Source organism: Sphingobium olei (assembly GCF_042678845.1).
GTDB lineage: Bacteria > Pseudomonadota > Alphaproteobacteria > Sphingomonadales > Sphingomonadaceae > Sphingobium > Sphingobium olei.
In genome coordinates, this window is sequence record NZ_JBHTLS010000134.1 from 18,172 (window position 1) to 39,144 (window position 20,973).

Annotated in this window: 24 protein-coding genes; 16 read left to right on the forward strand and 8 right to left on the reverse strand. The window is 64.6% G+C overall.

The annotated features are described in order from the left end of the window. Positions 1–60: 60 nt before the first annotated feature. Positions 61–981 (reverse strand): class I SAM-dependent methyltransferase, encoded by a 921-nt coding sequence (locus ACFQ24_RS17940; protein ID WP_380913728.1) that lies wholly within the window; start codon positions 979–981, stop codon positions 61–63. A gap of 62 nt (positions 982–1,043) precedes the next feature. Between ACFQ24_RS17940 and ACFQ24_RS17945 the strand changes: the two genes are divergently transcribed. The 10 genes from ACFQ24_RS17945 to ACFQ24_RS17990 all read left to right on the forward strand — a co-directional run bounded on the left by ACFQ24_RS17945 (position 1,044) and on the right by ACFQ24_RS17990 (position 11,288). Further along, on the forward strand, positions 1,044–1,892 hold the full coding sequence (locus ACFQ24_RS17945) for a transketolase (protein WP_380913730.1): 849 nt from the start codon (positions 1,044–1,046) through the stop codon (positions 1,890–1,892). After that, a complete protein-coding gene (locus ACFQ24_RS17950; RefSeq protein WP_380913732.1) occupies positions 1,885–2,748 on the forward strand; it encodes a transketolase family protein in 864 nt (287 codons plus the stop codon). Before ACFQ24_RS17945 ends, ACFQ24_RS17950 begins: the two co-directional genes overlap by 8 nt. A 37-nt stretch (positions 2,749–2,785) precedes the next feature. After that, positions 2,786–3,562, forward strand: coding sequence for a glucose-1-phosphate cytidylyltransferase (gene rfbF / locus ACFQ24_RS17955; protein ID WP_380913734.1), 777 nt, complete (start codon positions 2,786–2,788; stop codon positions 3,560–3,562). Beyond that, positions 3,544–4,638 carry a CDP-glucose 4,6-dehydratase gene (gene rfbG / locus ACFQ24_RS17960; RefSeq protein WP_380913736.1) on the forward strand — a complete coding sequence of 365 codons (1,095 nt, stop codon included), beginning with the start codon at positions 3,544–3,546 and terminating at the stop codon, positions 4,636–4,638. The genes rfbF and rfbG overlap by 19 nt, the downstream gene beginning before the upstream one ends. Then, complete coding sequence (locus tag ACFQ24_RS17965; protein WP_380913738.1) at positions 4,635–5,549, forward strand: NAD-dependent epimerase/dehydratase family protein; 915 nt, start codon at positions 4,635–4,637, stop codon at positions 5,547–5,549. Before rfbG ends, ACFQ24_RS17965 begins: the two co-directional genes overlap by 4 nt. After that, positions 5,546–5,932, forward strand: coding sequence for a GtrA family protein (locus tag ACFQ24_RS17970; protein WP_380913739.1), 387 nt, complete (start codon positions 5,546–5,548; stop codon positions 5,930–5,932). Before ACFQ24_RS17965 ends, ACFQ24_RS17970 begins: the two co-directional genes overlap by 4 nt. After that, positions 5,929–6,933 (forward strand): glycosyltransferase family 2 protein, encoded by a 1,005-nt coding sequence (locus ACFQ24_RS17975; protein ID WP_380913741.1) that lies wholly within the window; start codon positions 5,929–5,931, stop codon positions 6,931–6,933. The genes ACFQ24_RS17970 and ACFQ24_RS17975 overlap by 4 nt, the downstream gene beginning before the upstream one ends. Positions 6,934–7,051: 118 nt before the next feature. Beyond that, positions 7,052–8,515, forward strand: a complete 1,464-nt coding sequence (locus ACFQ24_RS17980; protein WP_380913743.1) for a hypothetical protein — start codon at positions 7,052–7,054, stop codon at positions 8,513–8,515. Then, positions 8,512–10,497 carry a hypothetical protein gene (locus ACFQ24_RS17985; RefSeq protein WP_380913745.1) on the forward strand — a complete coding sequence of 662 codons (1,986 nt, stop codon included), beginning with the start codon at positions 8,512–8,514 and terminating at the stop codon, positions 10,495–10,497. Before ACFQ24_RS17980 ends, ACFQ24_RS17985 begins: the two co-directional genes overlap by 4 nt. A 161-nt stretch (positions 10,498–10,658) precedes the next feature. Continuing rightward, positions 10,659–11,288: a 5'-methylthioadenosine/S-adenosylhomocysteine nucleosidase gene (locus ACFQ24_RS17990; protein WP_380913747.1), complete on the forward strand. Its 630-nt coding sequence runs from the start codon at positions 10,659–10,661 to the stop codon at positions 11,286–11,288. A 67-nt stretch (positions 11,289–11,355) separates the two neighbouring features. On the opposite strand, the gene ACFQ24_RS17995 is transcribed toward ACFQ24_RS17990, so the two are convergent. From ACFQ24_RS17995 to petA, 4 genes are all read right to left on the reverse strand, one after another. Next, a complete protein-coding gene (locus tag ACFQ24_RS17995) occupies positions 11,356–11,889 on the reverse strand; it encodes an adenine phosphoribosyltransferase (RefSeq protein WP_380913749.1) in 534 nt (177 codons plus the stop codon). Between the two features lie 70 nt (positions 11,890–11,959). After that, entirely contained in the window at positions 11,960–12,808 is an 849-nt protein-coding gene (locus ACFQ24_RS18000; protein WP_380913751.1) for a cytochrome c1, read from the reverse strand. Between the two features lie 14 nt (positions 12,809–12,822). Continuing rightward, positions 12,823–14,142: a cytochrome b gene (locus ACFQ24_RS18005; protein WP_380913753.1), complete on the reverse strand. Its 1,320-nt coding sequence runs from the start codon at positions 14,140–14,142 to the stop codon at positions 12,823–12,825. A gap of 11 nt (positions 14,143–14,153) precedes the next feature. Continuing rightward, positions 14,154–14,720, reverse strand: a complete 567-nt coding sequence (gene petA / locus ACFQ24_RS18010) for a ubiquinol-cytochrome c reductase iron-sulfur subunit (RefSeq protein ID WP_380913755.1) — start codon at positions 14,718–14,720, stop codon at positions 14,154–14,156. Between the two features lie 204 nt (positions 14,721–14,924). Here petA and ACFQ24_RS18015 point away from each other — a divergent pair, with 204 nt between their 5' ends. From ACFQ24_RS18015 to ACFQ24_RS18025, 3 genes are read left to right on the forward strand one after another with little or no spacing between them, the layout of a single operon-like run. After that, entirely contained in the window at positions 14,925–15,383 is a 459-nt protein-coding gene (locus tag ACFQ24_RS18015; protein ID WP_380913757.1) for a tRNA (cytidine(34)-2'-O)-methyltransferase, read from the forward strand. After that, complete coding sequence (hemF, locus tag ACFQ24_RS18020) at positions 15,380–16,264, forward strand: oxygen-dependent coproporphyrinogen oxidase (protein WP_380913760.1); 885 nt, start codon at positions 15,380–15,382, stop codon at positions 16,262–16,264. Before ACFQ24_RS18015 ends, hemF begins: the two co-directional genes overlap by 4 nt. 4 nt (positions 16,265–16,268) lie before the next feature. After that, complete coding sequence (locus ACFQ24_RS18025; protein ID WP_380913762.1) at positions 16,269–16,856, forward strand: GNAT family N-acetyltransferase; 588 nt, start codon at positions 16,269–16,271, stop codon at positions 16,854–16,856. Between the two features lie 5 nt (positions 16,857–16,861). Here the strand turns inward: ACFQ24_RS18025 and ACFQ24_RS18030 are convergent, their stop codons facing one another. Then, on the reverse strand, positions 16,862–17,677 hold the full coding sequence (locus ACFQ24_RS18030) for a glycerophosphoryl diester phosphodiesterase membrane domain-containing protein (protein ID WP_380913764.1): 816 nt from the start codon (positions 17,675–17,677) through the stop codon (positions 16,862–16,864). A gap of 95 nt (positions 17,678–17,772) precedes the next feature. Here ACFQ24_RS18030 and lipB point away from each other — a divergent pair, with 95 nt between their 5' ends. From lipB to ACFQ24_RS18045, 3 genes are all read left to right on the forward strand, one after another. Then, positions 17,773–18,480, forward strand: a complete 708-nt coding sequence (lipB, locus tag ACFQ24_RS18035) for a lipoyl(octanoyl) transferase LipB (RefSeq protein WP_380913766.1) — start codon at positions 17,773–17,775, stop codon at positions 18,478–18,480. A 58-nt stretch (positions 18,481–18,538) separates the two neighbouring features. Beyond that, a complete protein-coding gene (locus ACFQ24_RS18040; RefSeq protein ID WP_380913768.1) occupies positions 18,539–18,826 on the forward strand; it encodes a hypothetical protein in 288 nt (95 codons plus the stop codon). 88 nt (positions 18,827–18,914) lie between these two features. Beyond that, on the forward strand, positions 18,915–19,610 hold the full coding sequence (locus ACFQ24_RS18045) for a hypothetical protein (RefSeq protein ID WP_380913769.1): 696 nt from the start codon (positions 18,915–18,917) through the stop codon (positions 19,608–19,610). A 4-nt stretch (positions 19,611–19,614) separates the two neighbouring features. On the opposite strand, the gene queE is transcribed toward ACFQ24_RS18045, so the two are convergent. Together queE and queC are read right to left on the reverse strand one after the other, a co-directional pair. Continuing rightward, entirely contained in the window at positions 19,615–20,262 is a 648-nt protein-coding gene (gene queE, locus ACFQ24_RS18050) for a 7-carboxy-7-deazaguanine synthase (protein WP_380913771.1), read from the reverse strand. Positions 20,263–20,276: 14 nt separating this feature from the next. After that, positions 20,277–20,969 carry a 7-cyano-7-deazaguanine synthase QueC gene (gene queC / locus ACFQ24_RS18055; RefSeq protein WP_380913773.1) on the reverse strand — a complete coding sequence of 231 codons (693 nt, stop codon included), beginning with the start codon at positions 20,967–20,969 and terminating at the stop codon, positions 20,277–20,279. Positions 20,970–20,973: the final 4 nt, after the last annotated feature.

The window sequence follows — 20,973 nt, forward strand, 5'->3', positions numbered from 1 at the left end:
CTTCCAACGCGTGTCGGGCGGTTCATGCCACGCGATCTTTGATGTTCCGCACGTGCGGCATCAGTACGGCTTGAAACCCCAACTCATGAAATTACCGACGTTGAGCGGCAAGTGCCATCGATCGAACCATGACCCGCGGAGAAGCCGGGTAAGCCGATGTTTCAGCGCTCCGGGCATCGGGACCAGCCGCAGCCAGTAGCTTGGCCGATAGCTGTTGCGGAAGCTGGCGCCGCCGACCGCTTCGTAGCCGTTATGCTCCAGCAGGCGCCGGGCGCTTTGCGCCGAAAAAAGCTGCATATGTTCTACATCGACGATCGGCGAACGCCGACCAAGCAGGCGGTTGAGCCACGCGCGGCGGTCGTGGGTGACGCCGACGAAAACGCCCCCGGGTTTCAGCAGCCGCAGCGCGGAGGCCACCAAAGCGCCGGGGTCCTGGACATGTTCAAGCGTCATGAAGCAGCAGATCAGGTCGAAGCTGTCGGGCGCGAAATTCGCTTCTTCAAATATGCCCTCGCGTATCCATGGCCTACGGTGGTCCGGCGCAGCCGCAATGGCCGCGCTGGAAGGCTCCACCCCGACCAATTCCGCAAAGCCGGCACCTTCCAGCCTGTCCAAAAACGCCGCCGTCCCGGTTCCGATTTCCAGCGCGGCACCCCGACCCTTCAGCTTTTCGAGCACGGGTGCCAGCGCCCTTGCATAGGCGTCGGCCGCGTCCTCCGCCTCGTCGGCGCTGTCATAGTCCGCCGCATGATAGCTGGCCGCGAGGGACTCCACGCTTGGCGGACGATCGACATAGGCAAGATCGCAGGCACGGCAGCACACCATCGCGTGGCTCATATATTCCGGAACCTTGCGGGAGGCGAAACTCGACGCGCTCAAGCGGGTTTCGTCGCGCGAATCGGCCAGGAAAGGTTCGGCCTGGTCCGCACCGGCACCGCAAAGCGGACAGGCCCGCGCCGTAATAATGGGATCGTGTCTCATGGTCTCCACGCTAGGCGGCTTTGGTTGAATAAATCTTAACCATATCGGCCGAGTTTGGGGGCATGAAAGAAACGCCAATCATCGCGGCCGGCCTGCACGACACGCGCTCCCTGGCCCAGCGCATCCGGGGTCAGGCTCTGCGCATGGTCACGCGGGCGAAGGCATCCCATATCGGATCGGCGCTGTCGATCGCCGACATCGTCGCGGTCCTTTACGGCCGCGCGCTTAGGGTCAGCCCCGCAGCCCCCCGACATCCCGAGCGCGACCGCTTCATCCTGTCCAAAGGACACGCCTGCGTCGCCATCTATGCGGCGCTCGCGGAAACCGGGTTCATCGACGGGTCGTTGCTCGAAACCTATGGCGCGGACGGATCGATGCTGATGGCCCATATTAGCCACAAGGTGCCGGGTGCCGAATTTTCGACCGGTGCGCTGGGCCATGGCCTCCCCTTCGGCACCGGCAAAGCGATGGCGGCCAAACTTCGTGGCGAAAGCTGGCGCACGGTCGTCCTGACCAGCGACGGCGAGTGGGGCGAAGGAAGCAATTGGGAAGCCGCACTGTTCGCCGCGCACCACGGCCTCGATAACCTTGTCTGCATCATCGACTATAACAAGCTGCAAAGCCTCAAGAGCGTGGACGAGACGCTGCGGCTGGAACCACTGCATTCCAAATTCGAAGCCTTCGGTTGGGCGGTGCGGGAGGTCGACGGCCATGATCATGAGGCCCTGACCAAACTGCTTGAAGGGTCCCCATGGGAAGCGGGCAAGCCGATGATGCTGATCGCCCACACCATCAAGGGCAAGGGCGTCAGCTTCATGGAGAACAAGGTCGAGTGGCATTACCGCAACCCCACGCCCGAGCTGCTGGACGCCGCTCTCGCGGAGATCGAAGGAGCATGCGGCAATGCGTAACGCCTTCATCGAGGAACTGACTACGCTCGCGGAAGCCCGCGACAATATCGCCCTGATCGTTGGCGATCTGGGCTATAGCGTGATCGAGGAGTTCGCGGACTGCTTCCCGGACCGCTTCATCAATGCGGGCGTTGCCGAACAGAATATGACGGGCCTCGCCGCGGGCATGGCGAGCGAGGGCTATCATGTCTTCACCTACTCCATCGCCAATTTCCCGACCTTCCGGTGCGCCGAGCAGATTCGCAACGACGTCGATCATCACAGATTGCCGGTGACGGTCGTCGCCGTGGGCGGCGGTGTGGCTTATGGCGCGCTCGGCTACTCGCACCATGCGGTGCAGGACTATGCGCTGATGCGGGCGATGCCCAACATGGTGATCGCGGCGCCCGGCGATCCCCTGGAAACGCGCGCCTGCCTGCGCTGGCTGGTCGATAATCCCGGCCCCTCTTATCTCCGGCTGGGGAAAGCCGGAGAGCCGCGCTTCCATGACAGCATCCCAGACGTCGCGCCGGGCCAGTGGGTGCCGGTGCGCGAAGGCGGTGGCGACGATATCCTCCTCTCCACGGGCGCGGCGCTGGGCGCTGCCATCGCGCGCGCGGAGGGCAGACCCGTCTGGTCACTCCCGCTGTGGAGCATGGCGGCAAAAATTCAGCAGCCCGGACAAGTTGCACGTCACGCACGGGTGACGACGCTGGAGGATCATCTGGCCGACGGCGGCTTCGGCTCCTGGCTTACCGAAGCCGTTGCGGGCACCCCGGCGGCCGCCTGTATCCAGCCGATCGCCCTGTCATCGGAGGTTTGCGACATGGTCGCCGGGCAATCCACGCTCAACCGCATCGGGGGCCTCACCCTTTAACGGCTTCTTTACCACGCCTGTTCATAGCATGACGCCTATGAAAGCGATCATCCTTGCAGGGGGCCTCGGCACCCGCCTCGCCGAGGAAACCTCGGTCCGGCCCAAGCCCATGGTGGAGATCGGCGGCAAGCCGATCCTTTGGCATATCATGAAGATCTATGCCCAACATGGCGTCGACGAGTTCATCGTGTGCCTTGGCTACAAGGGCTACATGATCAAGGAATATTTCTTCAACTACGCGCTGCATATGTCGGACGTCACGATCGACCTGCGGCGCGGCACGACGGATGTCCATCGCAATGCCTGCGAGGACTGGAAGGTCTCGCTGATCGACACCGGCGCTGAAACGATGACGGGTGGCCGCCTGCGCCAGGCGATGCAGTATCTGGGCGACGACGAGGATTTTTGCCTGACCTACGGTGACGGGGTCAGCGATCTCGATGTCGGCGCGGCCATCGACTTCCACCGCAGCCATGGCCGCAAGGCGACCGTGACGGCGGTGCGCCCCGCCAGTCGGTACGGGCAACTCGATCTTGACGGGAACCGTGTCGCCGCCTTTGCCGAAAAGCCGGTGGAGGAAGGCGGCTGGATCAACGGCGGCTTCTTTGTCCTCAACCGCTCCATCCGCAATTATCTCGCCAACAGCGATGCTTGCGTGTGGGAACGCGAGCCTCTGGAAGCGCTCGCATCCGACGACGAGTTGCGCTCCTTCTTTCATGACGGTTTCTGGCAGCCCATGGATACGCTGCGCGACCGGCAGATGCTCGAAGGCATGTGGGAACGGGACGAGGCTCCATGGAAAACCTGGCACTAAAGCGCCAGGGCGCGCTTGCGCTCACGCCCGATCCCGCCTTCTGGGCCGGACGGCGCGTGCTGGTGACCGGCCATACCGGGTTCAAGGGCAGCTGGCTGCTCATGCTGCTTGACGCGCTGGGCGCGCTCACGACGGGGCTTGCGCTGCCGCCGGACACGACGCCGTCTATGTTCGACCTTATCGATGGCGCAACGCTTTGCGACCATCATGTCGCCGATATCGGCGATGCCGCTGCGGTCGAGGCGATCTTCGCCAAGGCACAGCCGGAGATCGTCCTGCATCTTGCCGCCCAGCCGCTGGTTCGCGCCTCTTATGCCAACCCGCTCGGCACCTATCGCACCAACGTGATGGGTACGGCGCATGTTCTGGAAGCCTGCCGCAAGGTGGGGTCCGTACGCACAATCGTCTCTGTCACGACCGACAAATGCTACGCCAATGACGGCCGCACCCAGGGCTACCGCGAAGACGCGCCGCTTGGCGGGCATGATCCCTATTCCAACAGCAAGGCCTGCGCCGAATTGGTCAGCGCCTGCTGGCGCGACAGTTTCCTCGGGGGCCAGGGCGTCGGCCTTGCAACGGCGCGCGCGGGCAATGTCATCGGCGGCGGCGACTGGTCGGCGGATCGGCTCGTACCCGACGCCATCCGCGCTTTCTCCGCTGGACGCACGCTCGAAATCCGCAACCCCGACGCCGTTCGCCCCTGGCAGCATGTGCTTGAACCTCTCACCGGCTACCTGCTGCTTGCCGAGGCGCTCGCCGCCGATCCAAACCGCTTCGCGCAAGGTTGGAATTTCGGCCCGGCAGCCAGCGACATGGCAAGCGTCCGCGATGTCGTCGATCTGCTCGCCGGACACTGGGACGTGACGCAACAATGGACGGCACAGCCTGGGGAGCACCCGCACGAGGCCGCCATGCTGACGCTCGATTCGTCCGCCGCGGCAGAAGCGCTGGGTTGGCGTCCTCGCCTGACCCTCGGCCGCGCCCTGCAACTCACCGCCGACTGGTATCGCGCCGCCGACAAGCGGGCGGCCACCCACGCTCAAGCCGAGGATTTCCTCGCCATGGCACCGGCATGAGCCGCATCCTTGTCACGGGCGCAGGCGGCTTTGTCGGAGCCGCCGTTGCCGATCTCGCGGCGCGGCAGGGGCATCAGGTCACCATCATGGCCCGTAATCCCGCTTCGCCGCGCGCCGTGGCACTAAGCGGACGGTGCGCCGTTGCTGTCGCCGACCTGTCGCAGGACGAAACAGTGCGCGCTGCCCTGGCGCAGGCACGGCCCGATATCGTCATCCACTCCGCCTGGGAGGGAGTCGGCGGCCCAACTCGCGCGGGCAATATCCAGCTCGACAACATCCGCACGACCGTCGCCCTGCTCGACGCAGCCATCGCGACGGGCGCGCGCCGCTTCATCGGCATCGGCAGCCAGGCCGAATATGGACGCCACGACCGTCGCATCGACGAAAGCGCCGCCACCGAACCCTTCCTTCTTTATGGCGCCGCCAAACTGTCCGCCTACCATCTGACGCGCCAGCGTGCGGGCGAGGCGGGAATGGGCTTTGCCTGGCTCAGGCTCTTTTCCCCCTATGGTCCCGGCGACAATCCAAACTGGCTGATCCCGTCGGTCGCCGCGCAAATTCTGGCCGGACGCGCGCCGCGCACCAGCGCCGGCACCCAGAAGTGGGACTATCTGCACATCACAGACTGCGCGACGGGGATATTGGCTGCCGCCGTGACGGACAACGCGCATGGGGTTTTCAACCTTTCAAGTGGACGTGCCGTATCGGTGCGCGCGATCGTCGAGCAAATTCGCGACCTTGCCTGTCCGACCCTGGAGCTTAGATTCGGCGACATTCCTTTCGGACCCAACCAGATCATGCATCTGGAAGGGGACTGCGGCCGGCTTTGCGCCGCCACCGGCTGGACGCCACGGATCGCCATCGAGGACGGTCTCGTCACAGTGGTCGATGCCATGAGGCTGGCGGCATGACGATGCGCGCCCTCGATCCTCGCTTCATCGGCTTTCTGATAGCGGGCGGTATCAACACACTGTTTGGCTACGCCGTGTTCAGCGGACTCGTCCTGGTGGGCGTCTTGCCTCATGCTGCCGTGGTGGTCAGCACCGTATCGGGCGTCCTCTTCAATTTCCTGACGATCGGCACTGTCTTCCGTTCGCGCGACCCGCGCAGATTGCCGCGCTTCCTGCTCGTATACGCCGCCATACTTGGCCTGAACATGGCCCTGCTCGACCTGGGCATGCGGGCTGCCCTCTCTCCCCTTCTGGCGCAGGCGGTCATCCTGCCGGTCTTCGCCCTCACCTTCCTCGTCATGCGCCGCTTCGTGTTCGCGGCCTCGCCGGAGCAGACCTCATGAAGACCATTTCCATCGTGACGCCCTGCTTCAACGAAGCGGACAATGTGGAGGCCTGCCGCGACGCGGTCGCAGCCCTGTTCGCGCCCGGCGGGCCGCTGGAAAGCTACGCCCGCGAACATATCTTCGCGGACAATGACAGCAGCGACGGCACGCAGGACATTCTTCGCGCGCTAGCCGCAAGCGACCCATCGATGAAGGTCATCCTGAACGCCCGCAACTACGGCCCCTTCCGCTCCAATTTCAATGCGCTGCGCGCCGCCACCGGCGACGCGGTGGTCGTCTTCCTGCCGGCCGATCTGCAAGACCCGGCGGAGATGATTCCCGAATTCGTGAAGCTGTGGGAAAGCGGTGTGGAAGTGGTCGCCGGCGCCCGGGTGAACCGCCAGGAAAGCCTCGCGCTGCGCACTTGCCGGGCGATCTTCTACCGCACCGTCCGCTCCCTCAGCGATATCGACATCCCGCTCAACGTGGGCGAATTCCAGCTTCTCGACCGTAAAGTCTGGGACGCGGTCGTCAGCCATGACGACCATTATCCCTATATCCGCGGCATCATCGCATCAGTCGGCTTCCGGCGCGCCATCGTACCCTACACCTGGGCGGCGCGGCGCTCGGGCCTATCCAAGAATAATCTGCCCCGCCTCGTCGATCAGGCGCTGAACGGCATCTTCAGCTTCACGAACGCGCCGATGCGGCTATGCACCTTCGCTGGCGTGACCATGGCGGCGCTGTGCATGCTGTACGCCATCGCGTCCGTCGGCTTGTACATCGCGCGGCCTGACCTCGCCCCGCGCGGTATCATGACGCTGATCGTTGCTCTCTTCTTCCTGTCGGGCGTCCAACTCGCCTTCATGGGCATATTGGGCGAATATGTGACCTCCATCCACGCCCAGGTCCGCAAGCGCCCGCTGGTGGTGGAGCGCGAGCGAATCAACATGGGCCCTGAGACACAAGAAAATCCGGTCCACGCGCTTCAGCGCAGGCTGGAGGCGGAGGCTGCTTGACGCACCCAGATCATCCCGGTCATTGACCGTGTCTGCTGCACTTCAGGACGCGCCGCTCATATCAGGCCGCGCCACGCGCCGGCGCATTGTTCCGGCGTCGCTAAGCGTGCGGGCGCTGGTGGCAACGCTCGTCGGGCTGTTGGCGCTCGACAATATATTGCTGCTCGGGCTGCTCGGCCTGCCGCCGCTGCTGGTCGGGGCGCTGGCCCTCGCCGCGCCCGCGGCGCTCGCCTTCCTCATCTGCGCGGCAGTGCCGGGCGAGATTGAGGTCGGCACGCCCACGGTCCTCGTCTGCCTCCTTGTCGCCGCCTTCCTGCTGATCTTGGGTGGCGAAGGTCGCCTCTTCTACGCCACCGCCGACTGGCAGGTCCGCGATGCCGTGCTGGCGGACATGGGCAACCATCGATGGCCGTTCGACTATTGGCTCGATGGCAAGTCGCAGATGCTGCGTGCGCCGGTCGGCATGTATCTGGTGCCCGCGCTGCTGGGCGGCGCAAGCCAGGCGGGCCGCGACTGGGCGCTGCTGGCCCATAACAGCCTGGCTTTCGCGCTGATTTTCGCCATCGGCTCCGCCCTTTTCCCGTCGCGCCGGGCACGGCTGATCGCGCTTGTCACATTCGTGATGTTCAGCGGCCTCGACATGGTCGGCAGCATCATCCATCAGCGGGTCGTAGGGTGGGCCGACTGGGACCATATCGAACGTTGGGCCGGGGCGTATCAATATAGCGCCCACATCACGCAGATGTTCTGGGTGCCTCAGCACTGCCTGGCCGGCTGGACGCTGGCCCTCGCCTATATGCTCTGGCGTAAGGGCATTGTGCCCATCGGCCTGTTTGGAGCCATGCTGCCGCTGGTGGCGATCTGGTCCCCCCTGGCGGTGATGGGCGCCCTGCCCTTCGCCCTGTACGCTGCTGTTGTTGTCCTTCGGACCAGAGGCTGGGGCTGGCTCGATGTTCTGCTGTGCGCGACAGCGATGCTGCTGGCTATTCCGGCACTCCTTTATCTGTCCGCGGATGCCGCGTCTGTCGGCTCCGGCGTGCGTCCCCCGACTGTGGTCTACGGCCTGTTCATCCTGCTGGAAGTCCTGCCCTTCCTTGTCCCTTTGTTGCGTGACCGGGCCGGTGCCGGCGACCGTGCGACGATCCTGATCGCCGGTGCTTGCCTTTTCCTCATGCCGCTCTGGGGCATCGGCCTCAGCAACGATTTTCAGATGCGCGCGTCCATCATGCCGCTGGCACTGGTCGCCATTGCCTTTGTCCAATGGGGAAATGAGCGGACATATTGGCCGGGCAAAGCTTGGTTTATTGTCGTTGTGGCTCTTGGGGCGGTAACTGGCACCGCGGAAGCGGCGCGCGCACTGCGGCTTGGGCCTTCCCCCGTGCCGCGCTGTTCGCTTGCCGGCGCATGGGACCGCCAGACCGGATTTGTCGTGCCGCACGCCTCCTACTTCGCCGCGCGCGCTGCGTTTGCGATCAGGATCGATCCAGCCGAACGGGTGCCCGCCACGCAGCCAGCACGCTGCTGGGATCGAGCGTGGCCGGTGGTCAAGAACGTCGCCATGGAAAGGCTGGATCGCCAATGACATCCTCCCTCACGATCCTCGCCGTCTACGCTGCTCTCCTCCTTGCCGTGCTGCTGACACCCTATGCGTCGCTGTGCGTCGGGCCGGACCGGCTGACGGGGCGCCTGCTCTGCACCCTGCTGCTCGGCGGCGCGCTTGTCCTGACGATCGCCCGGCAGGATCTGCCAGGGCTCGGCGCGTTCCTGCTGCTGCCGCTTGCCGGACTGGGAGCGGCCGCTCTGCTGGGCGGCGTGACGGCGGCGTTGCTGTTTGCCACCGTCATCTGGTGGTGGACCACCTTTCAGGTCGGCACAGGTCCGGCCATTATTTTTGCCATGCTGGCGCTCGCCGCCGGGTCTCTGCCGCGCTGGAAGCGCCTTTCGACGCCCAGCAACCGCCAGCCCAGCCTGCCCCTGGCCATGCTGGCATGCCTGCTGATTGGCCTGTGCGCAGGATTGGTCACGGTGCCGTTCGAGTCCCCTGATCCGCTCTATACAGCCTGGCACCACTGGAGCGCCCTTCTCGCGCCGGTTGAGGCATGGCGCGGCGGCGGCGTGCCCTATCGCGACTTCCCCATCCAATATGGGCTTGGGCCAACGACGCTTTTGCTGGCCAGCTGCGGCACGGATTGCTGGCGCGGCCTTTTCTACACGGCCACCGTCGCGAATGCACTCTACTTCGCCACCCTGGCCGGCTGCGCGATCATCCTGAGCGCCCGCGCGCCTCTTGGCGTGCGCTGGCTGGCGCTGCTGGCCCTGTTCTGCGCCAGCTTCATCTGGACGGGTTTCCCGATTCAATTCGCCGGCCCCGTCATAACGCCGGCGGTTGCCGGCCTGCGGTTCCTGACCATCTCTGCGCTGCTGTTTCACATATTGCTGGCCGAACAGCGGCAGGCGCGACGCGACTGGATCGGCCATGCGATCTGGCTGGTCGACCTCTTCTGGTCGCCGGAAGCCGCCTTTTTCGCAACCGTCATCTGGTGGCCCTATCTGGCGCTCCGCGACGCGACAGCTGCCGATGATGGGCGCGCAGCCTTGCTTACCCTGTTACGCGGCGCGGCGCGTGGCACCATCGCCCTGGCTGCTGGCATCGGTGCTCTTGTGCTCCTTCTCTGGCTGCTGTCGGACGGAAGCATCATGCCGGCGGACTTCTTCGCATATATCCAACACCCGCCGGGCATGCGGCCGATCAAGCCCTTGGGCACGATCTGGATCGCGCTGGCGTCGATTGCGCTCGCCTTGCTGGTACTGGCGCGGCAAGGTCTATCGCCTGCATCGCGGTCCTTCTATGCCTGCCTGTCGGGGTTCGTTGCCGCCGGAATCTATTATCTCAGCCGCAGTCACGACAATAATATCCTCAATCTTTTCCCGCTGCTGGTTCCCGTGCTGCTGGCGACTCTGGCCGGTGTAGAGCGTCTCCCCGCCACCGCCCAGGCCTTCGTCAGGGGATTCGTCCACACGGCGCTCGCAGCGATGGTCGCGTTCGTGGCGACCTTCAACTACGCCCCATGGCGGGAAGGGCTGGCCAAGGCGGGGCTGGTGGCAGGGCCGGATCGGATGCTGTCCCGCCTGTCGGCGGCACGCGGCGATAGTGCCATTCTGTCGCCGGATGCCGTCGCGGCGCTGGACTATCTTCGTGGCCGTCATGCGGGCGCGGTGATGCTGTTCGACGAGCGCAGGGTCATACCGCGTACGCCTGGCGGCACGGCCTGGACGAGCGTCAACAATATCGCGAATTTCGAGCCCCTGCCCGGTGCGATGATCCTTGACTATATCCAACGGAGCGCCGCGTCTCACCGCCGGTCCGGCTGGATCGTCGTCGGACCGGGCTTCCAGCCTTGGGCGGACGCCTTCCTGACCGCCTACGATGTTCGGAAGCGCAAGAGCCTCGGCCGGTACGAGGCCCTTTACCTTACGCCTCGCAGCGTGTCGGCCAATGTACAGGATGTGCGGCGCGCCGCGCAGGCACTCGACCGGCACGCGCCCCGTCAGCGCGATCATTGAACGGCAACATCGAGCCGCCGCCAGGTTGAGCATCGCCATTCGGGTTTACGGGCGTGTCGTGCAATGATACCTCCCCCAGTTCAGTCTCACGTCCGGATATCAAAACGCAATCTTGCTGCGCCCAGCCAACCTTCCTAAGCCGCGGGTCAGGAGGACGTCCGATGTCTTTTGGATGCGAATCGATCGGCGGCAGGCGCGTACTGTTCGTCATGGCGGTCGAGGCGGAATATGGCCCGCACCTGCGCGCCCGTTTTTCTCCTTTGCTGACCGGCGTAGGGCCCATCGAAGCTGCATTGGCAACCGGCATGGCGTTGCAGGATCTTGCGCGTCAGCATGCCTTGCCGGACCTCGTCCTATGCCTGGGGTCGGCGGGGTCCAGGATCTGCCCGCTGGGGGACATTTTCCAGATCGCCAGCGTATCGTGGCGCGACATGGACGCGTCGCGGCTTGGCTTTGCCAAGGGTGTGACGCCTTTCATCGATCATCCGGCGGACGTGCCCCTCGTCACCCCCCTTGCGCTGCCGCTCGCCCGGCTTTCCACTGGCGCCAACGTCGTAGGCGGCGACGACTATGCCGCCATCGATGCCGACATGGTCGACATGGAAACGTTCGCTGTGGCTCGCGCCAGCGCCCGCTTCGACGTGCCGCTCATGGGGCTTCGTGGCGTGTCCGACGGACCGGGAGAGTTGGATCACATCCACAGCTGGATGGAATTGCTGGGCCTGATCGACGAGAGGCTGGCGGCGGCGGTGGACCAGCTGGAGCCCGCGCTAAACGACTGGCAAAGCTAAGCTGAACGCTATTTGTTGGTATCTGGTCCGGCAGCAGCAAGCCCTCTGCAGTCACCACTGAGGCCGATCAATGCCCGTCGAAGGTCAGGATCGCGCGCGCCGCGACTCCTTCCGCTTCCAGCGCGGCGCGACCGCCAAGGTCGGGCAAATCGATCGCGAACAGCGCCATTAACACATCGGCGCCCTGCTCCCTCAGCAGTTGCGCCGCAGCTATCGCCGTACCGCCCGTCGCGATAAGGTCATCGACCAGAATGACGCGGCTACCATTCGGCACTTGCCCGCGATGCAGTTCCAGGCGGTCCGTGCCATATTCCAGGACATAATCGATGCCGACGGTCACCCCCGGCAGCTTGCCCGCCTTGCGGACGGGGACGAAGCCCTTGCCGATGGCAAGCGCGATCGCCGCGCCCAGAATGAAGCCGCGCGCCTCTATGCCGACAACAAGGTCGGGGTCGAGAGGGCGGGCGATGGCCGCCAGTTCATCGATCAGCGTCCGGAATCCCTCGCCATCGGCCAGCAGGGTCGTGATGTCGCGGAATTGAATCCCTGCTTTCGGGAAGTCGGGGATAGTGCGGACCAGGTCGGCCAGATGGATGCTCATGCCGCCTCCATAGAGAAAGGGCGCAGCCCCCTCAAGGAAGCCGCGCCCTTCCTCCTTTTCCTAACAGCGCTCAGGCGGCCTTTTTCTTGTCCGCCCAGATATTCTGGTAGGCCATATAGGCAAGCGCGGTGGCGATCAGCAGGAAGATGATGCTGGCGACGCCCGCCCGGCGGCGGTTCTCCAGCTTCGGCTCAGCGGTCCAGGTCAGGAACGCGGCCACATCCTGCGCCATCTGATCGACCGTCGCCTTGGTGCCGTCGCCATAGCTAACCTGCCCTTCGGCCGTCAGCGGCGGTGCCATGGCCAGGTTCAGGTTGGCGAAATAGGGGTTGTAATGCAGCCCCTCGGGCGTCTTGGCGTCCGGAAACTCCTTCAGCAGTTCGGCAGGCTGCTGCTGATAGCCGGTGATCAGCGAATAGACATAGGCGCTGCCATGGTGGCGGGCCTTTGTCATCAGCGACAGGTCAGGCGGGATGGCATTGTTGTTCGCCGCAGCCGCCGCGACATTGTTCGCGAAGGGCTTGGGGAAATGATCGGCCGGAACCGGATCGCGCGTCGACATCTCACCCGTCTTGGGATCGACGTCGGGCGTCTTGATGGCCCACTGCTTGGCGATCGCCTTCACTTCGGCCTCGTTATAGCCGAGCGCCTGCAGATCGCGGAAGGCCACGAACTTCAGGCTGTGGCAGGCCGAGCAGACCTCCTTGAACACCTGAAAGCCGCGCTGCAACTGGCGGCGATCATATTTGCCGAACGGGCCGTCGAAGGAGAAGGAGACATGCTTGGGCTGAAGGTGGAATTCATGTTCCACCGTGGGCTGCGGCGGCTCGCTGACATAAGCCACAGCCCCGACCAGGAAGGAGATCAGCAGCCAGCCCGCGAAGAAGAGACCGACAAGAAATGCGCCGATGCGAACCATTGAAGCTGTCCCCCTTAACCGGCGTTCGAAGGCTGCGGATCGGCGCCCATGCCGGGCAGCGCATCCTGTTCGCCTTTTATGTTGTAGCGATTAAGCACCGATTCCGTGATCGATCCCGGCAGCGGCAGCGGCTTTTCGAAGCGCGCGATCAGCGGCAGGACGATGAGGAAGTGCGCGAAATAATAGGCCGCCGCGACCTGTGAGATCATCACATAGGGTTCTTCCGCCGGCGCGCCGCCGCAATAGCCCAGGATCAGCACGTCGAGGATGAGGATCCAGAAGAACTTCTTGAAGGTCGGCCGGTAGTTGCCCGACCGCACCGGCGACGTGTCGAGCCAGGGCAGGAAGAAGAGCAGCAGGATCGACGCGAACATCGCCAGCACGCCCAGCAGCTTCGCCGGCACGAAGAAGAAGTCCACGGTAAAGGCGCGCAGGATCGCATAGAAGGGCCAGAAATACCATTCCGGCACGATGTGCGCGGGCGTCGAGAGCGGGTTCGCCTCTATATAATTGTCCGGGTGGCCCAGATAATTGGGCGCGAAGAACAGCATGATCGCGAAGAGGATCAGGAATATGCCGACCCCGAACCCGTCCTTTGCCGTATAATAGGGGTGGAACGGCACCGTATCCTGCGGCCCCTTCACCTCGACGCCGGTCGGGTTCGACGATCCCGGAATATGCAGCGCCCAGATGTGCAGGATGATGACCCCCGCGATCACGAAGGGCAGTAGGAAGTGCAGCGAGAAGAAGCGGTTCAAGGATGCGTTGCCGGGCGCGAAGCCGCCCAGCAGCCAGGTCTGGATCGGCTCGCCCACCACCGGGATCGCACCGAACAGGCCGGTAATGACCTTCGCGCCCCAATAGCTCATCTGGCCCCATGGCAGCACATAGCCCATGAAGGCCGTCGCCATCATCAGCAGGAAAATGACGAGGCCCAGCAGCCACACCATCTCGCGCGGCGCCTTGTACGATCCGTAGAACAGGCCGCGGAAGATGTGGAGATAGACGACGATGAAGAAGAAGCTCGCGCCGTTGGCGTGGGCATAGCGCATTAGCCAGCCGGCGTTCACGTCACGCATCGTCTGCTCGACCGTGCCGAAGGCGACCAGATCATTGGCGCCATAATGCATCGCCATGATCACGCCGGTGACGATCTGGATGACCAGAGCGAGGCCGGCCAGCACGCCGAAATTCCAGAAATAGTTGAGGTTGCGCGGCACGGGATAGCCCGCGCCGATCGCGTTGTAGACGAGGCGGGGAAGCGGCAGCTTCTCGTCCACCCACTGGGTCAGCGGGTGCTTGGGAGTGTAATGCTCAGCCCAGGGAAAGCTCATCGTTTCTTACCTCAGCCTACGAGAATGGCGGTGTCGGAAGTGAAGCTGAACTTCGGAACTTCCAGATTCTTGGGCGCGGGGCCTTTGCGGATGCGCGCGGCGGTGTCGTAGGACGAACCGTGGCAGGGGCAGAAATAGCCGCCGAACTCGCCGCGATTCTCGCCTTCGCCAGCACCGAGAGGCACGCAGCCCAGATGCGTGCACACGCCCATGGTGATCAGCCACTGCTTCTTGCCATCGACGGTGCGCTCTTCCAGCGTCTGCGGATCGCGCAGCGTGGAAGGATCGACCTTGTCGGCTTCGGCAATTTCCTTGTCGGTCAGGTGCCGCACGAACAGCGGCTGCGAACGGAAGGTGGTCTTGACCGCCTGCCCCGGCTGGATCGCCGACAGGTCGACCTCGGTCGAGGCGAGCGCCAGTACGTCGGCGCTGGGGTTCATCTGATCGATCAGCGGCAGGACGACCGCAACCGCGCCAACCCCGGCGAAGCTGACCGCAGCGATATTGATGAAATCGCGGCGACGCACACCTTCTTCGCCGGATAGATCGTGACCGTCAGAATGCTCTACGCTCGCCATGCACCTCTACCCTTGCAAGACTTCCCTGGCACACCGCATGCCGTTACCGGCGCTGATTATCAAGGAAAATGGGTCGCCGGACATGGCCGCCCCGCCTTCCCCCCGGCGTGGTTCGAGGGCCTGATAACCGGACTGCAAGCGCTTTGCCAACAGCAAACTCGCGCACCCTATGACAATTTGCCGCAGTGCATTAAGGCGCTGCCCATGCGTATCGCCCTTTATCAACCGGAGATCGCCGGCAATGTCGGCGCAATTTTGCGCCTCGCGGCCTGCTTTTCCGTGCCCGTGGACATCATCATGCCGACGGGTTTCGCTTTTTCCGACGCGCGGCTGAAACGCGCGGCAATGGATTATGGAGAGGCTGCCGAGGTGACCCGCCATGCCAATTTCGCGGCGTTCGACGCCGAAAGGCGCGCGCGGGGCAGTCGGCTGCTCCTGATGAGCGCCCATGCCTCGCAGCGGTTGCCGGACGTGCGGTTCCAGCCTGACGATGTGCTGCTGATGGGATCGGAAAGCGCCGGCGTGCCGCCGGAGGTCCGCGACATCGCCGACATCCGCGTGCGCATCCCCATGGCGCCGGGCTTCCGATCCCTCAATGTCGCCGTGTCCACCGGCATCGCGGTTGCAGAAGCACTGCGCCAGACCGAAGGATTCCCGTCATGATCAATCCCGTTCCTTCCGTGCCCTTCGCTCTCGATCCGCGTCAACAGGCCGCGCGCGCATGGTTCGAATCGCTTCGGGATCGCATCTGCGCCGAGTTCGAGGAAATCGAGCGAGAAGCGGGAAGCGATGCGCGCTTCGACTTCACGCCCTGGGACCGGGAAGCGCCGGGTCAGGCGCCCGGCGAAGGCGGCGGCGGCGTGCGCGGCGTCATGAAGGGGCAGGTTTTCGAGAAGGTTGGTGTGAACGTCTCCACCGTGGGCGGCGAGTTCGCGCCGGGATTTGCCGAAACGATCCATGGCGCGGCCGAAAATCCCGCTTTTTTCGCGACCGGCATCAGCCTGGTCGCGCATATGACCAATCCGAACGTGCCGGCGGTGCACATGAACACGCGCTACCTCGTCACGACGAAAAGCTGGTTTGGCGGCGGGGCAGACCTCAACCCGCCCCTGCCGCGGCAGGAGGATACCGACCATTTCCATGCCGTGCTGAAGGCCGCGTGCGACGCTCATCATCCGGATCATTATCCCCGGTTCAAGGCATGGGCCGACGACTATTTCTTCCTCCCCCACCGTGGCGTCCGTCGCGGCGTGGGCGGCATCTTCTACGATCATCTCGAATGCCCCGACGACGCGGCGTTCGACGCGAACTTCGCCTTCACCCGCGACGTAGGGGACGCGTTCCTGGCTGCCTTCCCGCCGATCGTGCGCCGCCGCATGAACGAAGGCTGGTCGGACGCCGATTACGCGGCCATGCTGGAATGGCGCGGTCGCTACGCCGAATTCAACCTTGTCTATGATCGCGGCACCTTGTTCGGCCTCAAGACGGGCGGCAATATCGACGCCATCCTGATGAGCCTGCCGCCCCTGGCGCGCTGGAGCTGACGGGATGGCGCTGACGCCGGTGGAACCGGGTATGGTCGCGACCATCGTCACGCATCTGGAGATGCTGGATCGGCCCAAGCCCGCGCCCATCCCGGCAGCGCCGCTGCGCCTCGTCCGCTGGAAGACGCCCGATCCCCACGCCTATCGCATCCTGTTCCGGCGCGTCGGCGAACCATGGTTGTGGTTTTCCCGCCTCGTCATGCCGGACGCCGCATTGCGCGCGATCATCCATCATCCCGATGTGGAGGTTTACGCCGTCACCGATCCGCGCGGCGCGGAGGTGGGATTGCTGGAACTGGACTTCCGCCTGGCCCCGGATTGCGAGCTGAGCTTCTTCGGTCTCGCGCCGGGACTGACAGGCAAGGGGTTCGGCCAATGGCTCATGGCGCAGGCCAAGTCACTCGCTTGGCGCAAGGGCGTCGACCGTTTCTGGGTCCATACCTGCACACTCGACAGCCCCGCCGCCCTGGCTTTCTACATCAAAGCGGGGTTCGTGCCCTTTGCGCGGGAAGTGGAGACTTTCGCCGACCCCCGGCTTGCCGGCGTCCTGCCGCGCGACGCCGCGCCGCATGCCCCGCTGCTGGACCGCTGACCGGCTTAGCGGGCGGCGTTGAGGCCTTCATGCGCCTCTGCCTGCCGATAAAGGCGGGCCAGCATCACCAGCATATAGACCTGCACCACGCTCGACACCGCCGCCCCCGCGACGCTTCCTGCCAGCCGCCCGCCTTCCGGACCTGCCACCAGACCGCCGATCAGGCCCACCACAAGTTGCGCCGCTGATGCGACGATGGTGGACAGCAGCATGACGATGAGCAGAAAGCCCAGCAGCCGCAGCACATGGCCCCGTGTCAGCGCCCAGGCCCGGCGCAGCGATTCCCTGACCCCCGCCTGACTGTCGATCACCACGGGGTTGAGCAATACCAGCCGGATGCTGGCGTAAAAGACCATGCAGGCTGCGCCCAAACCCAGCACCATGCCGATGGTCGCCGCCAGCGTTTGCGACAACAGCGAGAGGATCACGCCCACCAGCACCGCGGCCACGACCACTCCGGCGATCAGCAGGACGACCAGCAGGGCCGTGCCCAGCAATACCGGCATGCGTGCGAAGCTCAGCCGCAGCGCTTCGCCCACGCTGATGCCGGGACGCAGCGCGAGCGCGAACAGCGTGAGCGATCCGAACCATATGAGGACGATGGTCAGCAGCATCGCAAGGCCGAAGCCGGGCGGCATGGCCGGGATGGCGTCAGCCTTGGGATTGGCGAACCAAGCCTGCAATTCGGGCGGCGTCATCTCCTGAAGGATCAGACCCGGCAGCGCGACGAACAGCAGCACGACGGGAAAGAGCAGCGACGCTTCCCGCGCGACGAAGGCCACCGCCTCTTCCCACGCCTTGCCGATCGACATCGTCGCCATATCTTGTTGCCTGCCTGAACGATCCTGAAAATGCGGCCCGAGACTTGATCGCTCGCCCCGCCCAAGTCAAGGAAAGGCCAAGTCAAGGAAAGCCCATGTCCCTCGCCGCATCCGATCCACCTCCCTTTCCCGCCTCCGTCGAATGGCGGGCGGAGACCTCGCCGGTCGATTATCCCACCGCGCTGACCGACATGGAAGCCCGCGCCGCCGCCATCTTCGAAGGACAGGCGTCCGAGCGCGTGTGGCTGCTGGAACATCCACCGCTCTATACCGCGGGGACCAGCGCCGATCCGGCCGAACTGATCGATCGCCGCTTTCCCGTGCATGAGGCCGGCCGTGGCGGGCGCTACACCTATCATGGGCCGGGCCAGCGGATCGGATATCTCAACATCGACCTGCGCGACCGGGGGCGGGACGTGCGCAATTTCGTGCATCATCTGGAGGGATGGATGATTGCCGCGCTGGCGGAGCTGGGCGTCGCTGCACGGCGGGCGGACGGGCGGATCGGCATATGGACCGACGACCGAGACGGGCGGGAGGCGAAGATCGGCGCGCTTGGCATCCGCGTTCGCCGCTGGGTGACGCTGCACGGATTTTCGATCAACGTCGATCCCGACCTGTCCCATTTCGGCGGCATCGTACCGTGCGGCATCAGCGAATTTCCCGTCACGAGCGTCGCGGCGGTCGGCGGGAATGCATCGATGGCGGCGCTCGACGCTGCCCTAAAGGCCCACTTCCCGAATTTCCTCAACAGTTTACAGCGGTGCGGCCCGGCACTTGAGCAATGCGCGACCGGCGGCTAGGGTTGCGACGTCATTTGCCGGTTGGCCGCCGGACATCAACCTTTCCTGGGAGAACCGGATGCGCCGCACCTTTACGACCGCCCTTACCGCTGCGCTTCTTCTTAGCTGCGTTCCCCTCGCCTCCTGCGGGAAGCAGGATGAGGCAAGCACGAAGGTGCAGATGAAGGACATGGAAGTCGTGGACGGCACGGCGACGGATGCGATGACGGATCTGGACGGCGTGCAAGGCGAAGGCGCGGCCGCCGCCATGCCGGGTGCCAATGCTGCGTCCAACAGCAGCGCGCCGGCCGCGTCCGCGCAGGAGAAGGCGCCGGCCCAAGAGGCAGAAGTCGTTTCGGATCAATAATTTCGACTGTCATTCAGCGCCCATGCAGGCATATGATGAGAAACGAGATATGGAAGCGCAAACGCGCTTCCTCGAGAGGGTGGATTTCATGACATTCGGTATGTTTCTGCGCCGCATGGTGACTGCGTCGGCGGTCGCGGCCGCGTCCTTGCTGGCGCAACCGGCTCAGGCGCAATTCTTCTGGACTCCCCCCGATCTCAGCGCACCGCCCTTGACCGACGCGACCGCCGCGACGGTGCTTGGGCTGCCCGGCGCGACCCCGGCGGAGATCAAGGCGGGGCTCGCCTGGAACTTGCGCGCCGCCCTCAACGTCGCCGCGCTGCAATGCGATTTCGATCGCACCTTGCTGACGACCAGCAACTATAACGCCACGATCGCGCATCATGACGCGGAACTGGACGCCGCTCAGGCGGCGCTGCTCGGCTATTTCCAGCGCACGGTCGGCAAGGGAAAGGCCGGCCAGTCCGCCTCCGACATGTATAACACCCGCATCTATTCCAGCTATTCGACGGTTCAGGCGCAGAAGGGATTCTGCCAGGCCGCGGCGGTCGTGGGCCGGGATGCGATCTTCGCCGATCGCGGCACGCTGAGCGAAGTGGCGCGCAAGGGGCTTGGGTCGATCAAGAAGGCGACCATACTCGCGGGCGAGCAATATTACGGCACGCCGGGCTATGATTATGCGGTCGCCATGCCGTCCTTCGATCCTTTGTGCTGGAAGAAAGGCGTGCTTCAGCCCGCCTGCCATCGGGCATGGAACGAGAAGGCCGGCGTCGGCCAACCCTGATCCGTCAACGCAGGCCCAAATATTTATGGGCCTGCACCGTCAACCGCCATTGCGGCCGGTCCATGACCAGTGCGATGGCGGCGCGGGCATTGTCGCGCGCATGGGCATCGTCGAGCGGCTGGATCAGATGATGGTCAAACGGCCACTCTGACATCGCATCGACGTCAGCCAAACTGTGGCCGCCTCCCGGCTGCGGCCATACCAGCTTGAGTTCATGGCCTGACCGTTGCACCACATCGCTGCCCGCTTTGGGGCTGATGCAGACCCAGTCGATGCCGGGATGCACCGGCAGGGTGCCGTTGCTCTCGATCGCGATAGTGAAGTGTCGGGCATGCAGCGCATCGACCAGCGCGTCGTCAATCTGGAGCATCGGCTCGCCGCCGGTCAGGACGATGTAGCGCCCTTCCTCCTCGCCGCCCCAAAAGCCCAGCGCAGCATCCGCCAGCCCGTCCGCATCGGCAAACTTCCCGCCGCCAAGGCCGTCCGTGCCGACGAAATCGGTGTCGCAGAAACGGCAGATCGCGCTCGCCCGGTCCTGTTCGCGCCCGCTCCACAGATTGCATCCGGCAAAGCGCAGGAACACGGCCCGCCGGCCCGCCTGCACGCCTTCGCCCTGCAGGGTCAGGAACATCTCCTTGACCGCGTAGCTCATCGTCCCGCCGCCTTTCAGGGCCGCGCAGCATAGAGCGTGGGATCGGGCAGGCCCGCCTCCTCGAACCCTTTGGAGCGCAGGCGGCAGCTGTCGCACAGGCCGCAATGCTTGCCGTCGGGCGTCGGATCGTAGCAGGACCAGCTGATCCCGGTGTCCAGCCCCAGCCGGTCGGCTTCCCGTACGATGTCGGCCTTGCTCATATATTGCAGCGGCGTGTTGATCCGGATCGGATGCCCTTCGACCCCCGCCTTGGTGGCCAGCGTCGCCATCTTCTGGAAGGCGTCGATGAACTCCGGCCGGCAATCGGGGTAGCCCGAATAATCGAGCGCGTTGACGCCGATGAAGATGTCGCTCGCCCCCGCCACTTCGGCAAGGCCCAGGGTCAGCGACAGGAAGATGGCGTTGCGCGCCGGAACATAGGTGACGGGTATCTCCGCGCCCACGCCGCTCTTGGGCACGGCTATATCCGCCGTCAGCGCCGATCCGCCAAAGGCGGTGAGATCGAGGGGCAACACGATATGCCGGATGGCGTTGAGCGATTCGGCCACCCGCCCGGCGGCGCGCAGTTCGACCCGGTGGCGCTGGTTATAATCGATCGACAGGGCAAGAATGCGATAGCCCGCTTCCCGCGCGAGCGCGCCTGCAACCATGGAGTCGAGCCCGCCCGAGAGCAGGACGACAGCGAATTTTCCGTTATTGGCAACCATGACT